The following is a 14,211-nucleotide window of genomic DNA, read 5'->3' on the forward strand; positions in this document are numbered from 1 at the left end:
GGGGTCCAACTGGAGGGAAATATACGACCAGCTTGAGCCTTGGCTCAATTCTACGGCGGTACACGGCCGGTATAGAATGGGTTGGCGAAGCCATACGAAGGTTTGCTCGTCCTAAACGCCGACGCGCATTTGCGGATCCCCCACCGTGCTAGCTCGCCGAGATATGACTTGCGCAACACGCACGAAACTGCGACCGCACGCTCCAGATGTCTTGATCGATCCCTGGCGCTGGGCTGAGACGCGCTACGATATGTAACCATTCTGATAGATCTGACATCTCGCTAAACTATCCTTTGCTATTCTCATTCGGTACAAGTGGTAAAATCGATTGTATCGATAGAACACATTCATACCGTGGATCACTCAAGATTATGCGTTTCAAGGGACTCGATCTGAATCTCCTCGTCGCGTTCGACGCCCTGGTGACGCAAGGCAATCTCACTGCGGCGGCAAGAAGCATCAACCTCAGTCAACCTGCCATGAGTGCTGCCGTCGCGCGGCTTCGCACTTACTTTCGCGATGAGCTATTCACGATGAGGGGCCGGAAGCTTGTCCCAACACCGCGGGCTCAAGCGCTCGCTGCCCCGATTCGCGAGGCTCTCGCTCACATTCAGCTCTCGATCATTTCTCCGGACGGCTTCACTCCGTCTCAATCGAATCGGCGATTCAGGATTATCCTGTCCGACTTCATGACTGTCGTGTTTCTTCGACCTATCGTGGACCGCGTCGCGCGGGAAGCTCCGACAATCAATTTCGAGTTGCTGCCGCCGGTGGAGGAACCCGATGAACTTCTCCGGCGCGGTGAGGTCGATTTTCTCATGTATCCCGAGATGTTCATGTCGAGTGCGCATCCCAAGGCGGCTCTGTTCGAGGACACTTTCGCTTGCGTGGGCTGCCCGATGAACAAGCAGCTGGCGCCGCGACTTACGCTCGAGATGTACACGTCGATCGGGCACGTGGAAGCCCAGTTCGGGCGCACCCTGAGGCCCCTCTTCCAGGAATGGCTCTTGCTCGAGCATGGTTTCAAGATACGCACCGAGGTCGCGGTGCAGGGTTTTGGTATGATTCCGCCTATGTTATTGGGCACCAACCGTATAGCGAGCATGCCCTCAAGACTGGTCAGCCATTTCGCAAACACGATGCCCCTGCGGGTCATCGAACCTCCGCTGCGACTTCTCGCATTCACCGAGGCCGTCCAATGGCCGGCCATTCATAATACTGATCCTGCAAGCATTTGGATGCGCAACATGTTCTTGCAACAGGCATCCTTGATGGTCTCTCGGACCGAGACCAACCAACGTCACGGCCTATTCTAGGATTGTTCGGCCGAACCAGATCTACGCCAACCTCGAAGCTCCAGAGCTCGCTGGTGTTCGGCCTTTCGACCTTGGCCCGCTTGAGCGTAGTTTGATCGCGTCGACGGCGCCGTGGATCCCGCGCTGCGGTGACGATCGTGCCAGGAACAACCTGGATCCACTCGCCATGAGCTCGCGACATTGTCCCGCTGCGCGCGTGCTTGGAGGATGAGTTTTTATGATGAGAGGACGGCAACTGTGCCAATGTATGGCGCACGGAAGCGCTCGCCGCTCCCATTTGCCAAGCCCTGCTCCACCTGCAGCTCTTGATCATCTCGGGCGACATGATCAATCCAGCCACATCGGATCGTGGGACATCCTTTGGGATCTGGCGACAGTCGTGTTACTTTCGAAAGTGTCGTGGCGGGTGGCGCGCGGGATGCCGCCGCCGTCAGTTCCGAGTTACGGCCCCTTACCGCTGACCCGGAAGAGCTACTTCGGTGCGATAACATGATTTGCCTATCTTACCCCGAAGCATCTATGTCCAGCGCACGCACACCAAAGCGATCCTGTTCGAGAATGAAAGTGAGTGAGCTTCCGGACGAACAAGCCATTGCCCGCGACAGCTGGACGGCGCTGCGCAACACTGATCCAGCTCACGTGTGGATATGCGAGCTATTGCTGTAGGAGCTATGACACGTCCTTGTTTTCCCAAGGCGGTGGCTGCGCGGCGCCGGCGCTCGTTGACCCGTTTTGAACGCCTCCACGTTCAACGGATACTCGAGCGTCCTTCGAGGCTCGGTCCTCAATCGCGAGTAACGTTTCGCCAGCCGCGCAAAGTGCGCTTGCGTTGAGAAACATGCCGGGAATGGTTTTGCGGCGCGCCTTATCCGACGCCTTGCGTCGCAGACTTGCCCGTTGAAGAGCAGCCATCATCTTGGCGCATTCCCAAACCCGATGTTGCCACGCGCGAACAACTCCATCGCGCCCACAAAGCCATCTCAACAGGACTAGCAGCGTGTCGAAAACGGTGTTAGGCGCCGATCGGGCGGCCACGCCACGATGTGGTGGTAGGAATACTCTGCGTGATTGACCAATCAATTTGGCTCGACGATAGATCACAGCAAGGATTGCGACTGAAAGAGGCCATCTGATCAGATCAGTACTGTGTCCGGCCGCAATTCCTTAAACTGTGTCGCAAGAGCAAGCGGGGCTGCATGTACCTGCTTTCGCTTCGCGTGGCAATCAGATAGCAGATGGCCACTGCTGCGGCAGCGTCCAGCAAAAATTGCACGGTTTCGGTTAGGCAGCGTTGGACAAAAGGGAAGCAAACGCCGTGTTGCACAGCGGCACCACACGAACGCACCTGTCACATTCTTTCGACCAAGTCGCCGCTCCGTCTACTTTTTGCCCCACCACAGCCAAACGGCTTCGTCACGTGCAGCGAAGGTGCGGCAAATCAAAGGAGCTTACTGTTGGAGAAGCCAAGCGGAGTCTACGACCCCGAGGATCTCGCGAGCTTGGGAAACCTTTTTGATCGAGCAATCGCGTCTTTACCGACATGCATGCGAACCAGCGAGAATCGCGTGGCGATCGCCAGACTTGTGATGCAACGCGCAGCGAGGGACGAATTGGCGTCGCTGGCGCACTTGATGCTTGCGCTTGTCTCGGCTGGTTGATCAACAGCTTGCGCTCAGTGCTCCTGGGGTTCGCAGCAAGAGACCATCATCTAGATCATTGAAATAACTTGATTCTCACGTGACGTCAGGTTGTAGGCTTGCAAATTGAGGACCATGACAAACGCCACACCACGACGGCGCCGATGGCGCATTGGAGAACTTGCAGAGGCGACCGGCGTAACGGTACGCACTCTGCATCACTACGAACATACCGGGTTGTTGACGGCCGCCGAACGTACCGATGGCGGTCACCGCATGTACGATCGTGAAAGCCAACAACGCGTCTCTCAGATACGGGCGCTACGTGAGCTCGGCTTCTCGCTTCCTGAGATCCGCAAAGCCATCGAGGGACGGACGTCTCTCACGGACTTAGTGCGCAACCATCTGGAGCGAATTGAAGTTCAAGTCGCGCGGGCGACATTATTACGGGATCGATTGCGCAATATGACGACGCAAGGTGAGACCGAAGTTAGTGTCGACGAGCTGCCGGCCACGTTAGATGCAATGTCGCGGATTGAGGAGCGTACCCCCTCGACCATCTGCACGTGCGCCTCTAACGCCAGCCGCGAAGATCGGTGGCGGAAGATTCGGGACGAGCTACGAAGCTGCATGGTTCGGGGCGAGCCGCCATGCAGTGAGCGACCAAATGCGGTCGCGCGTCAGGCCCGTTCGCTGCTGACTGAGATCGCAGGAGTTGACTCGACTGTCTCGATGATACTGAAGGTGCTGACGCGATTGACCGAACCACACAATCTCGCCGGCTGGGATGCGAGCCTCATGCGATACCTGGATCTCGCCCTCGCCGCGCTGGAGAACCGGCTCGGAAAGAGTTGACGCGCCGGCTGCTCGGACTCGGTTGCTCGAATGTCTGTAACTGAATGAGCTGATGCTGATCCTTGTCTGACTGAGGATCGTTGGCCCGCAGCAATTCGCCTGCGAATGTGCATCGTCGGCACTCTTTGGGGACTTTCGCTCTGCCAAGCTCGACGAGCACGCTTCGAAGTACTTGATTCGTACGTAGCGTCAAATTGTACCTTCTAAAAGCATCGACGCAGCGGCGGGGCGAGCGACAGAGCGCCGGTTAGCCCAATGGAGACTCCAATGATCTGCATCACTTTCGGAAGTTCCCGGTGAGAGCGCTGGGCGAGAACAAGTCAGTGGATGAAGTCTTTGGCCATTGCCGGTGACTCCGCAAACGGCACGCTCTTTACCTTCATGCCGGAATCGACGAAGAATGCTGCAGGGGCAGCCGCTGTCGCCAAGCTCAAGGGTGCAAGCCAATCTGCCGCAGGTTGCACGCTACGCTTATGCCGTAGTTCAAGGATGGGCAAGCTCCGTCAGACGGGCGGGCACCTTCGATGCCAGGCGGGTCGCTGCGGCCGAACCTCGGGCTCAATCGAAAGGGCTATTGCCACGGTTCGATTCGACTCAAAGGGAGACAATGCCGCTCCTGGTCCATCGTTTACCACTGGCGCGACAATACCGTCGAAGCGGTCGCCCAGACCTGACCGCACGCACTAACATCGCACGGAGCGTTGAATGATGAACCATCGGCGGCCTGGCGATTACGCGCTGGTAACGTGCGTCGCAGTCGCCGCAGTCGCGGCATTTCTCGCCCTCGCGGCAATGCTATCACGGCTGTCGTGCACGCCCGAACGGCCGCCCGAAGAGTACGTTCCCATTCGTCTGGTACCACTGGAGTGAGCATCACTTCCACAATCGTAAGGCCGACGAACATCGGCGGCTTCTTCCACTTAGTGAAACTGACGCGCACCTCGCTCTCGGGAGTGAGCTGCCACGTCTTTAGAAGGAACGTAACTTTTGGCAAGATTTCTGTCTGCGGATTACGCGAGTTCAAGCCATTAGCAGCGCTGTTCGGCCGAGTGGACGTGGCGTTCCCTCCCCGAGCTATCGCCCAAAGTTGGTGACGGCGGGAATCGGAAAGGCGGCATATCGTGGGGGTGCTTGACGCCTCCACTTCTCCACCGAAGGAGCGATATGCCGTGTCCAACGATAACGTCATCCATCTGATTCAGCCAGGAATCTTCGACGATCAACTCACAGAAGTCTTGCGCAATGGAGCGCGTGCCCTGCTGGCCCAGGCGGTCGAGGCCGAGGTTGCAGACTTTCTCGGCCAGCATGCCGATTTGAAGACCCGGGACGGCCACCAGCGCGTCGTCCGCCACGGTCACCTGCCGGAGCGCGAGGTGATGACCGGCATCGGTCCGGTCGCCGTCCGCCAGCCGCGTGTACGCGATCGCGAAGCGGACGCCGCCGATCCTGGCCGCATCCGGTTCTCGCCGTCGATCCTGCCGCCCTACATGCGCCGGTCGAAGTCGATCGAGACGCTGCTGCCGATCCTTTACCTGAAGGGTATCTCGACCGGCGACTTCTCTGAGGCGCTGGCTGCGCTGCTCGGCAAGGATGCTGCCGGGTTGTCGGCATCCGCCATCGGTCGCCTGAAGGATGGCTGGCTCGACGAGCACGCCGCGTGGCAGAGGCGCGATCTGTCGGCGAAGCGCTACGTCTACATCTGGGCCGATGGCATCCATCTCCAAGCGCGCCTCGAAGACGAAAAGCAGTGCATCCTGGTGCTGATCGGCGCGACGCCGGAAGGCCGCAAGGAACTGGTCGGCTTCACCGATGGCGCCCGCGAGAGCGCGCAGGACTGGCGCGATCTGCTGCTTGACCTGAAGCGGCGCGGGCTCGACGTGGCGCCGCGGCTCGTCATCGCCGATGGCGCACTCGGGTTCTGGAAGGCCGCCGCCGAGGTCTGGCCGAAAACGCGCGAGCAGCGCTGCTGGGTGCACAAGACCGCCAACGTGCTCGCCAAGTTGCCGAAGAGCCAGCAGCCGAAGGCCAAACGCGCGTTGCAGGAGATCTGGATGGCCGAAACCAAGGCCGCCGCCGAACTGGCGTTCGACGCCTTCATCGAGAGCTACGCGCTGAAGTACGAGAAGGCCGCCGATTGCCTGAGCAAGGATCGAGACACGCTACTGGCGTTCTACGACTTCCCGGCCGAGCACTGGAAACACTTGCGGACGACCAACCCCATCGAAAGCACCTTCGCCACCGTTCGCCACCGCACCATCCGATCGAAGGGCTGCCTGTCCAACAAGACGGCACTCGCGATGGTCTTCAAACTGCTCGAGGCCGCGCAGAGAAGCTGGCGTCGTCTCGATGGCCACAACCAGTTGCCAAAACTCGTTGTCGGTGTGACATTCAATGATGGGATCGAGGTCATCGCCAAGCCGACCGACCGTCAGCCCATAACCGCCGCCGCCTGACCGGCTCCGGCCGTCACCAAAATTTGGCGATAGCTCTCCCTCCCCTCGTGAAACAGGTATTCGCTGGGATAACGCCGTGCGCCCGCCTGATCCGCGCTGATCGCTGCCGGACTCTGATCCGGTGCGGCGCTTAGATCTGAGCCCGCCTATGGCAGCCCACCCTCACATTGATGCACGCCTTGCGCTTTCCGGCTCCGAACACAGCGAGCGCATCACGTAGGCTCGATGAAGTCCGTCAGCTGCTCTCGTCGACAAAAGGGAGAACGTCAAATTGGATGCAAAACTGAAAACTATGCTTTCCTCGCTCTCGCCGGTGGCTCGCGAATTGGATGCTCTGCCGTCCGGGCGGCCCACCCCCGACAATACTTGCGTGAAACTAAATACGAATGAGAATCCATTTCCTTTGCCCGCCATCGTGATGCGAAGCGCAATTGCAGCTCTTGAGGTGCAATATCGCTATCCGGAAGACGACAATATCAGCTTGAGACAAGCGGCCGCAGCGGCCTACGGGATTGCCACTGATCGCGTGATGGCTGGCAATGGATCGTCTGAACTCCCCAGTCTCATTTACAGAGCCTTTCTTGCCCCGGGCGACGGCATCGCGATGATGTCGCCCGGCTTCTCGTTCAATCGCAAGCTTGCCATGCTGCAAGGGGCCCGGTTCATTGAAATTCCCTGGCCTGAACCCGACTGCTTGCCGATGGACGAGCTGCTTTTCGGTCCGCCTAAACATGCTAAGTTCATTCTGCTGGCCAATCCGAACAATCCGACCGGAACCTTTGTTCCGCTCGCTGAGATCGAGCGCCTCGTTATACGGTCTGACCGATTGATCGTTTTGGACGAAGCTTATGTCGATTTCGCACCTGAGAACGGCCTACGCCTCATTGAGCGCCATTCGAATCTTCTGGTCCTGCGCACGCTTTCCAAGAGTCATTCCGCCGCTGGGATTCGCGTCAGCTTCGGTTTCGGCCATCCCGAGCTGATTGGGCGGCTTCGCAACATCCAGAATGTTTTCAACATGAATGTGGTCGCTCATGCCGTAGGCATGAGCGACCTTGCGCATCGCGACGCCTACGAGGAGAACCATCGCCACGTCAGGTTTGAGCGTCAGCGCGTAGCGGCCGCCCTCTCAGAATTTGGGTTCTCCGTAACGCCTTCCCACGCGAACTTCCTCCTCGCCCGTGTGCCGGTAGGCCAGGGTGGCAGATGGTGGCAGGCGGTGTTGCAAGACCAGAGCGTCCTCGTTGCCTTCTTTACGGATGCCGGCCTGCAAAGAGTGCATTCGCGTTAGCATCGGTACGAAACGTCAGATGGATGCGTTCCTTGCGGCTGTCGGCAGCATTCTTAAGAAGGTGGGACGCCGTGGCTAGTGATTCCCTTCCACTCAGGTCCCTGCACATGGAAATGATCTGCGCGTTAAAGTTGCCGCTCTTCCTAAGCTCAACCCGACCGGCCAATGGAGAATCAAGAGATGATCGAGGTCGACGTGGCACGACCAACACACCATCGCCGCATCGGGAGGCTCGATGTCGATGCACCCAGGCAATCACAAAACGCGTGGGCGCCCCGAGCACCTGGATATCGGATGGCCCACATTTGCATAGCCGGGATCACTCAGTCGATTTGGCCTCGTCAACAGAGCGATCCGAGTGAGAAAGCGGAAGAGAACGGACGCCTGGCAGAAGCCCAACTCCGAGGCCGCTGCATGTATTGTGGCAAATGGAAAGCGGCGCATCCCCTCCATGTCAGTTTTGCACGTGAGCCACCGCACGCCATCGCGTTACGGCTTGGAGCAGAGGATAAATGCCTTGCTCGCAAATCGCACACTTGCGAGTTCCGCTGAGCATATCTTGAACGTCCGTCTCACGCCCGCTGGGGCGTAGCAGCCGACATTTATCCCAGTCATTCGCCTGTTCGGGGTCGCCTCGCGCGCCGGCCAAATGCGCACAGGTCTAATTTCGCTGGGATAGTCCCAGATACTGGTTTGAGAAGGAGATGACCAATGATGTCACCAAGACTGATGTCAGTCCTCGGGTCGATGGTAGCGGCCGAGCGTATGTTTTGGAAATTTCGAGAATTGATCGATGGCGATAGCGCGATCGCACCTGAAATTCGAGAGACGCTTCATGTAATGTTTGATGCAAAGCTTCTTTCCGCAAAAGATAAGATTATGAGCGACGCGCGCGCTGCGATCGACGCAACTCCTGATTTGCCGCAGGCGGTCCGAGATCGAGCATACAGGTCGCTCTCCTTTGCAATGAAAATGTCATGACCAACGAACCGCGCCGCCCTCAGGATCCTTTTAACGAAGTTGGTATCTGCAGCCCTCATCCCAAGATGCCTTGATGCATGACCCGCTCAAGCGATCGGCGCCTCACTGCCGCCGTACGAGCCGGCCGACAACGGTGCTTTGCCCAGCGTGGATGTCATCGTGCCCTGCTTCAACGAGGGACCCGCGTGCACTGGCGGCTTGCCTGAGGTCTCTCGCAAGCCAGGGCTTCCAGCAGTTCTGATCCGCCGCCGCTCCGAGTTCCCGCACGCCGTGGTTCCTAATGCGGCATTCGGCCTTGCTCAAGCAAGGCAATTGCCGATCTGCCACAAGAGGGCGAACGCCGAGCGCCGTCAGTTCGTCGAGCACAGAATCGGGAGGCGACGTGGAGGGCACGCGCGTGCTCGCGTGCAGTCAGTCCCAACAGCGCGGTGCAACGTGTGACTGCTGGCCGATTTCACCCGAGACACTGACGGTGAAGACTGCGAGCCGGCCGTTCACGGATGATGATCGAATCGGCGGCCGTGTATTCGCAACCGGCCCTGGACCTTTCAACGGACATTTGTGTGATCTTAGCATGCGCGGAAGCATTGCCGGACCGAATTCTAATCAGCGCAGGTGCACACCGCGGAGAAGACATGTCTGGCACGCGAGCCAGCGCTTGAACTGAATGCGACGGCGAGCACGATTGCGACAGCATCGACAAGAGCACCTTTCACTCTCCTGCGGCAGCTACGCCGCTTCCATGCCCGTGGCGACCTGCACTGGGCCAGAAGGAAGATCCAGAGCCACCGCACCACTTCGAATTTCATCTCGCGCAGGATCAGCGCCGCATTTGACCGTGACAAATGTTTCCTGGCCGAATCCAAATCCCTGAACTGAGAGGCTTCGAAGGTTAGGCGCCCTTCTAGAACTCGATCCGCGATAGTCAGTACAGCGGATGCATCATGAAACCTGACGAGCGCGTCGCCGAGGTACTTGAGAATAGCACGTGTTTTGATGATGAGGCATGGGAGTTGTGGGCGCAGTGCCTCTCACCCACTGAGCGGCTGGCGTATATTCGGAAGCATCGCTCTCAGTTCCCGTTCGCAGATTACGATGAAGTGATAGCTGTTGTACGAGGTCGGCCGGTTGCTCATCGGAGCTCCTTCAATGGCGTCACAGGATAAGAGCAAGGACCTGGCAAAGCGCTTTGCTCTTCTCGGTTGCGGTGTGGCTGGGCGCCATATGGCTTGCGGTGCGCTTCATCCGCTGAGATCAGCCGCCCGCTTTTCGCCCAGGCCTATGCAATCTGGTTCGCACGCGAAGGTGCATTGCGAGGCGTGATTCGCAACGCCGCAACCTGACGCAGGGTTCGGTTCAAGCATTCCTTTCGGCCCAAATGTTGCGATGCAGTTACAGCTATTCGTGCGGATGTTGTTAAGACGCGCGAGGCTCGGGGGCACTCAAGACATGAGAGTAGAAATGAAGAACTTGTTGCTTGCGACTGCAAGCATTGTGGCGCTCGGCGCGGTGGCGCCCGCATTCGGCGCGGATCTTGCTGCGCAGCCCGTCCAGCCTCTCTATGCCAAAGCCCCGCAGCCTGTTGCGGCTACGATCTACGAGTGGAGCGGCTACTACGTCGGTTTGAACGGCGGCTTGGGCTCAAGCTCGAATTGCTGGGACTTCAATGGCGGCACGCCTGAGGGCTGCCATGACGCGACCGGCGGTACCGTGGGTGGCCAGATCGGCTATCGAGGGCAGATCGGCCAGATCGTGCTTGGTGTTGAAGGCCAGGGGAACTGGGCTGATTTGAGCGGGTCGAATGACAGCGTCGCGTTTGCGGATAACAACCAGACCAAGATTGATGCGTTCGGCCTGGTAACGGGGCAGATAGGTTATGCCTTCGACAACGTACTGCTTTACGCCAAAGGCGGCGCCGCAGTGACGAGCAACACGTATCAGATTAGCTCGACCCTCACCGGCGCGCAGCTTGGGAGCAGCCAGCACGTTCTTCGGGGGGGCGCTTTGGGAGCCGGCATCGATTACGGCTTCGCACCGAGCTGGTCGGTCAGCCTCGAGTACGACCACCTATTCATGCAGCCCGCAACGGTGCACTTCCCCGCGCCCGCAGGCGGAATCGATCGCATCCGCCAGGATTTCGATCTTGTGACTGCACGGCTCAACTATAAGTTCGGCGGGCCCTTTCTTCTGAAATATTGATCAGCAGTACGAACGGCGGTATCGAAAGCCCCGGCCCAAGGCCGGGGCTTGCTTTTGCAAGGGCGGGCTTGCTCGATCAAGCAATACCGTTATCGCAGGCGACTAGGTGGTCGCAATCCAGGCCCAAAAACCGCTCCGATCTTGGTCGAGCGGCGGCATCCACAACGAAGCACGCTTGCGAAGATCACTGTCATCGCGCGCGCGTCATCGATGCGCCGAATAGTCTGCCGTCATGCCCAGTCCACGTCGGATTTAGGCGATCGTGCGAACTTCTCCCGCCTCGAAAACACGACCAACCCTCGGCGGGATGCGCATCTATGCCCCCCAAGACGATCGGGATGACAGGCTTGTCAGCTATTCGCCGCAACAGCATCTTCTCCACCTTGGGCTGAACGTGTCCTCGCTGATTTTGTCATGTTGCCACGCTGATCAGATCGCTCGCTCGTGACTTCGGCATAGGTCGGTACGGGCCAGCGGCGCCGAAACGTCAGATATGACCGAGGCGAATCGCCTTGGCAAGGCGATGGGTACGGCTGTTCGTCTCTAGCTTTCGCATCGCGTTCTTCAGGTGAAAGTTCACCGTATTCTCGCTGACTCTCAGGATGACTCCGATTTCCCAGGATGATTTCCCCTCTCCCACCCAGCGGAGGCAATCCTTTTCTCGTTCGGATAGGACCACTTGCATATGGCATTTGCCCTTCGATGACGGCGCGATTTCTGTGAATGCATGATGAAACTGCCAAGCCAATGCGTTGAAACGACTGAGGCGATACTGAGGGTCAACATCGTCGAACCTGGATGCAAAGGATACGAGGGATAGCTGTCCAAATGGTCCGAACAGTGGTACGGTTACGCCGCGCTTCAGACCGGCCTCTTTGGCCTCGTTCAACACACGCTTGGAAGTGCTCGACCGAACGCGACAGTCATACTTCTCGTCATGAGCTGCAATCGATTGGCTGAGATCGGATAGCTGCTCGATAGAGAACATTGTGCATGCGCTTCTTCGGGAGGAGGCGGACCTCAAGCATCCAGCAAATGTCGTACCAGCTGGCGCGCCAGGAGCGCTGCCGCAAAGCAGGAGTGCTGGAGAACTGGCCGCACCACGTTCACTGCTAGAATTCGGACATTCGTCGCAAGAGAGACAACCTTGTTGGGGCTAGCTGAAGAATATATGCTGCATCGACAAGTACGCGAACGATCGTTTACGCGTTGGCCAGCCTCCCGCCTCTGCTCCGGGGGTCAGCCGAGCTAGCGTAGACCCGGCGCCCGCGTCATCAAGCGAACGGCGAAAGCATTTGAAAGCTGTCATCGCAGCAGGTCATTCCGAGCGCAGGCGGCGGGTGCCTCCAAAGAGCAGTTCATCCCTACCCTATCACTGCAACTCGCCATAGAGTTTCAATCGCGCCCGTGGAATTTCGAGATCTATGCTGGGCTATCCCTGCGTCCCAGCACCGAAGCCTCCGCCAAGCGGCAGACCGCACTCAGAATCAAGCAGTCAACGCTCAGCCGCTGCCTACGCAATCTCGAACACAAGCTCGGCAGCACGCTCCTCCGAGCGCACCAACGGCGGCACGCGACCGACGATCCAATGTCAGGAATTCCTCGGTGCCGCCCGACGCATCGTAGCTGATAGTGAGGCAATGGCGGCACGCCTCAAGATTAGCTCGCGTGGCGAGAGCGGCGATTGGTCATTGGCATTCACACCTCCTCTCAACGGGCTACCCTCCTCGAGCAACGGAACCGCTTCCCCGACGTCGAAAGGCATCTGGTCGACGGATCGAGCGACCATCTAACTTTGACCTCGCCAGCTCCGCCATGACCTAGCCTTCCTGGCTGGGCCGACCCCAAGATGGAGTGACAGGTCTGGACTGCCCGCTTAAGTGAGACACGTTCGAGGATGATGTGTGGCAGCACAATCGCCCCTCTGCCGGCGCTCGTACTCGCATTGCCACGCGGTCTACAGTCCTGAGACCACGGCAGGCGACAGGTTGGGACTGTTTGCCCCGCAACGCCGCCACAGCGCCTCCCGGAGTGATGCCGGCCTGGATCGTCCGCCGGGCCATGACATGCCGGACGACACGGGCGCGAACGTCTCAAGTCCTTCAGCGTGGCAAGAAATGTCTCAACTTCGATCTCAATACCGTGTGCCAGAAGCTGCTGCGCACGACACGCACCCTAACATTATGAGTTCGAACTGAGCTGCTGCCGGTTTGATGGACACCCGGTTAAGCTAATCCCACCTTACGTTCGAACTCAACTGGGCTGACGCATCCGATCGTCGAATGACGCCGGATGCGGTTGTAGAACCGCTCGATGTAGTCGAACACATCCGCTCTGGCCTCGTTCCTGGTGCGATAGGTTTTGCGCTCGATGCGCTCGGTCTTCAACGACGAGAAGAAGCTTTCCATCGCCGCATTGTCCCAAACGTTGCCGGATCGGCTCATGCTGCAGACGATGCCGCTGTCGGCCATCAGGCGCTGGAACTGTTCGCTGGCGTATTGGCTGCCGCGATCGGAGTGATGCATCAGGGCGTCCGGCTTGCCGCGTCGCCAGACGGCCATCAGCAGGGCGTCTGCAACCAACTGGGCCGTCATACTGGCGCGCATCGACCAGCCGACCACCCGGCGCGAGAACAGATCAATCACGGCGGACACGTAGAGCCAGCCTTCAGCGGTCCAGATGTAGGTGAAGTCGGCGATCCACTTCTGGTTCGGCCGCTCGGCCGCAAACTGACGGTCCAGAAGGTTCGCCGGCACGTTCGCTACCTGGCGATCGCCTTCATCCTTGGGCAGACGCCGGCGCCGTGGCCTCGCCCGCAAGGCTTGCAGGCGCATCAGCCGCTCGATCCGGTGCAAACCGCATTCGACGCCGTCTGCCAAAAGGTCTCTCCAGACCCGCCGTGCGCCGTAGGTCCGGTCGCTGGCAACAAAGCTTGCCTTCACCTGCTGGCCGACTGCCTCGTCGCTCCGGGATCTGACGCTGGGGGACCGATTCAGCCAGGCATGGAAGCCCGACCGGGATACGCCCATTGCTTCGCATAGCCATGCCACCGGCCAGATGTTCCGGTGCTTCGCGATGAAGACGAACTTCATGTCGCTTCCTTCGCGAAGTAGGCAGCGGCCTTTTTTAGGATGTCCCGCTCCGCCTTCAACTTGGTGACCTCGCGCCGCAGCCGCTCGATCTCCAATTGCTCAGGCTTCATTTGCCCGTGGCCGGGGAAGGCCTGCACAGGGTCGGAGCCGAACTCCTTCACCCATTTGCGCAGCACGTTCTCATGAACGCCCAGGTCGCGGCCTGCTTGCGCCACCCACACCCCGCGTTCCCTGACAAGCCTGACCGCTTCGATCTTAAACTCTCGACTGAACTTCCGTCTCTGCATGACCTACCTCCGGCTCGATAAAACACCCAATCTCGGTGTCCATCAAACCGGCAGCAGCTCAAACATCGTGAGAGGCATTTCGTGCAGCTCCCCTTCCTAC

The 14,211-nt window shown here is 58.9% G+C and carries 7 protein-coding genes and 1 pseudogene; 6 read left to right on the forward strand and 2 right to left on the reverse strand.

Annotated features, from left to right (window positions below):
• The first annotated feature begins 371 nt into the window (after positions 1-371).
• The 6 genes and pseudogenes from ABIA90_RS23595 to ABIA90_RS23620 all read left to right on the forward strand — a co-directional run bounded on the left by ABIA90_RS23595 (position 372) and on the right by ABIA90_RS23620 (position 10,732).
• Complete coding sequence (locus ABIA90_RS23595) at positions 372-1,316, forward strand: LysR family transcriptional regulator (protein WP_354119249.1); 945 nt, start codon at positions 372-374, stop codon at positions 1,314-1,316.
• A 1,772-nt stretch (positions 1,317-3,088) separates the two neighbouring features.
• Positions 3,089-3,808 (forward strand): MerR family transcriptional regulator, encoded by a 720-nt coding sequence (locus ABIA90_RS23600; RefSeq protein ID WP_247457885.1) that lies wholly within the window; start codon positions 3,089-3,091, stop codon positions 3,806-3,808.
• A 1,169-nt stretch (positions 3,809-4,977) separates the two neighbouring features.
• Positions 4,978-6,261: an IS256 family transposase gene (locus ABIA90_RS23605; RefSeq protein ID WP_247457886.1), complete on the forward strand. Its 1,284-nt coding sequence runs from the start codon at positions 4,978-4,980 to the stop codon at positions 6,259-6,261.
• Between the two features lie 292 nt (positions 6,262-6,553).
• Positions 6,554-7,631 (forward strand): annotated as a pseudogene (locus ABIA90_RS23610) (pyridoxal phosphate-dependent aminotransferase).
• A gap of 632 nt (positions 7,632-8,263) precedes the next feature.
• A complete protein-coding gene (locus tag ABIA90_RS23615; protein ID WP_354119248.1) occupies positions 8,264-8,533 on the forward strand; it encodes a hypothetical protein in 270 nt (89 codons plus the stop codon).
• 1,461 nt (positions 8,534-9,994) lie between these two features.
• On the forward strand, positions 9,995-10,732 hold the full coding sequence (locus tag ABIA90_RS23620) for an outer membrane protein (protein WP_247457888.1): 738 nt from the start codon (positions 9,995-9,997) through the stop codon (positions 10,730-10,732).
• A gap of 487 nt (positions 10,733-11,219) precedes the next feature.
• Here the strand turns inward: ABIA90_RS23620 and ABIA90_RS23625 are convergent, their stop codons facing one another.
• Both ABIA90_RS23625 and ABIA90_RS23630 read right to left on the reverse strand, forming a co-directional pair.
• Positions 11,220-11,720 carry a helix-turn-helix transcriptional regulator gene (locus ABIA90_RS23625; RefSeq protein ID WP_247457889.1) on the reverse strand — a complete coding sequence of 167 codons (501 nt, stop codon included), beginning with the start codon at positions 11,718-11,720 and terminating at the stop codon, positions 11,220-11,222.
• A 1,237-nt stretch (positions 11,721-12,957) separates the two neighbouring features.
• Positions 12,958-14,111, reverse strand: a protein-coding gene (locus tag ABIA90_RS23630; protein ID WP_247457890.1) for an IS3 family transposase whose coding sequence is annotated in 2 segments (ribosomal slippage) — positions 12,958-13,862 and positions 13,862-14,111 — 1,155 coding nt in all. Because the reading frame shifts where the segments join, the coding sequence is not laid out codon by codon here.
• Positions 14,112-14,211: the final 100 nt, after the last annotated feature.

It is taken from the genome of Bradyrhizobium sp. LA6.8, assembly GCF_040547935.1.
GTDB classification, from domain to species: domain Bacteria; phylum Pseudomonadota; class Alphaproteobacteria; order Rhizobiales; family Xanthobacteraceae; genus Bradyrhizobium; species Bradyrhizobium barranii.

What these genes read in the sequence shown, in the direction of transcription:
- ABIA90_RS23600 (WP_247457885.1), top strand. Translation starts at nt 3,089, where the DNA reads ATGACAAACGCCACACCACGACGGCGCCGATGGCGCATTGGAGAACTT.
- ABIA90_RS23615 (WP_354119248.1), top strand. Translation starts at nt 8,264, where the DNA reads ATGATGTCACCAAGACTGATGTCAGTCCTCGGGTCGATGGTAGCGGCC.
- ABIA90_RS23595 (WP_354119249.1), top strand. Translation starts at nt 372, where the DNA reads ATGCGTTTCAAGGGACTCGATCTGAATCTCCTCGTCGCGTTCGACGCC.
- ABIA90_RS23620 (WP_247457888.1), top strand. Translation starts at nt 9,995, where the DNA reads ATGAAGAACTTGTTGCTTGCGACTGCAAGCATTGTGGCGCTCGGCGCG.
- ABIA90_RS23625 (WP_247457889.1), bottom strand. Translation starts at nt 11,720, where the DNA reads ATGTTCTCTATCGAGCAGCTATCCGATCTCAGCCAATCGATTGCAGCT.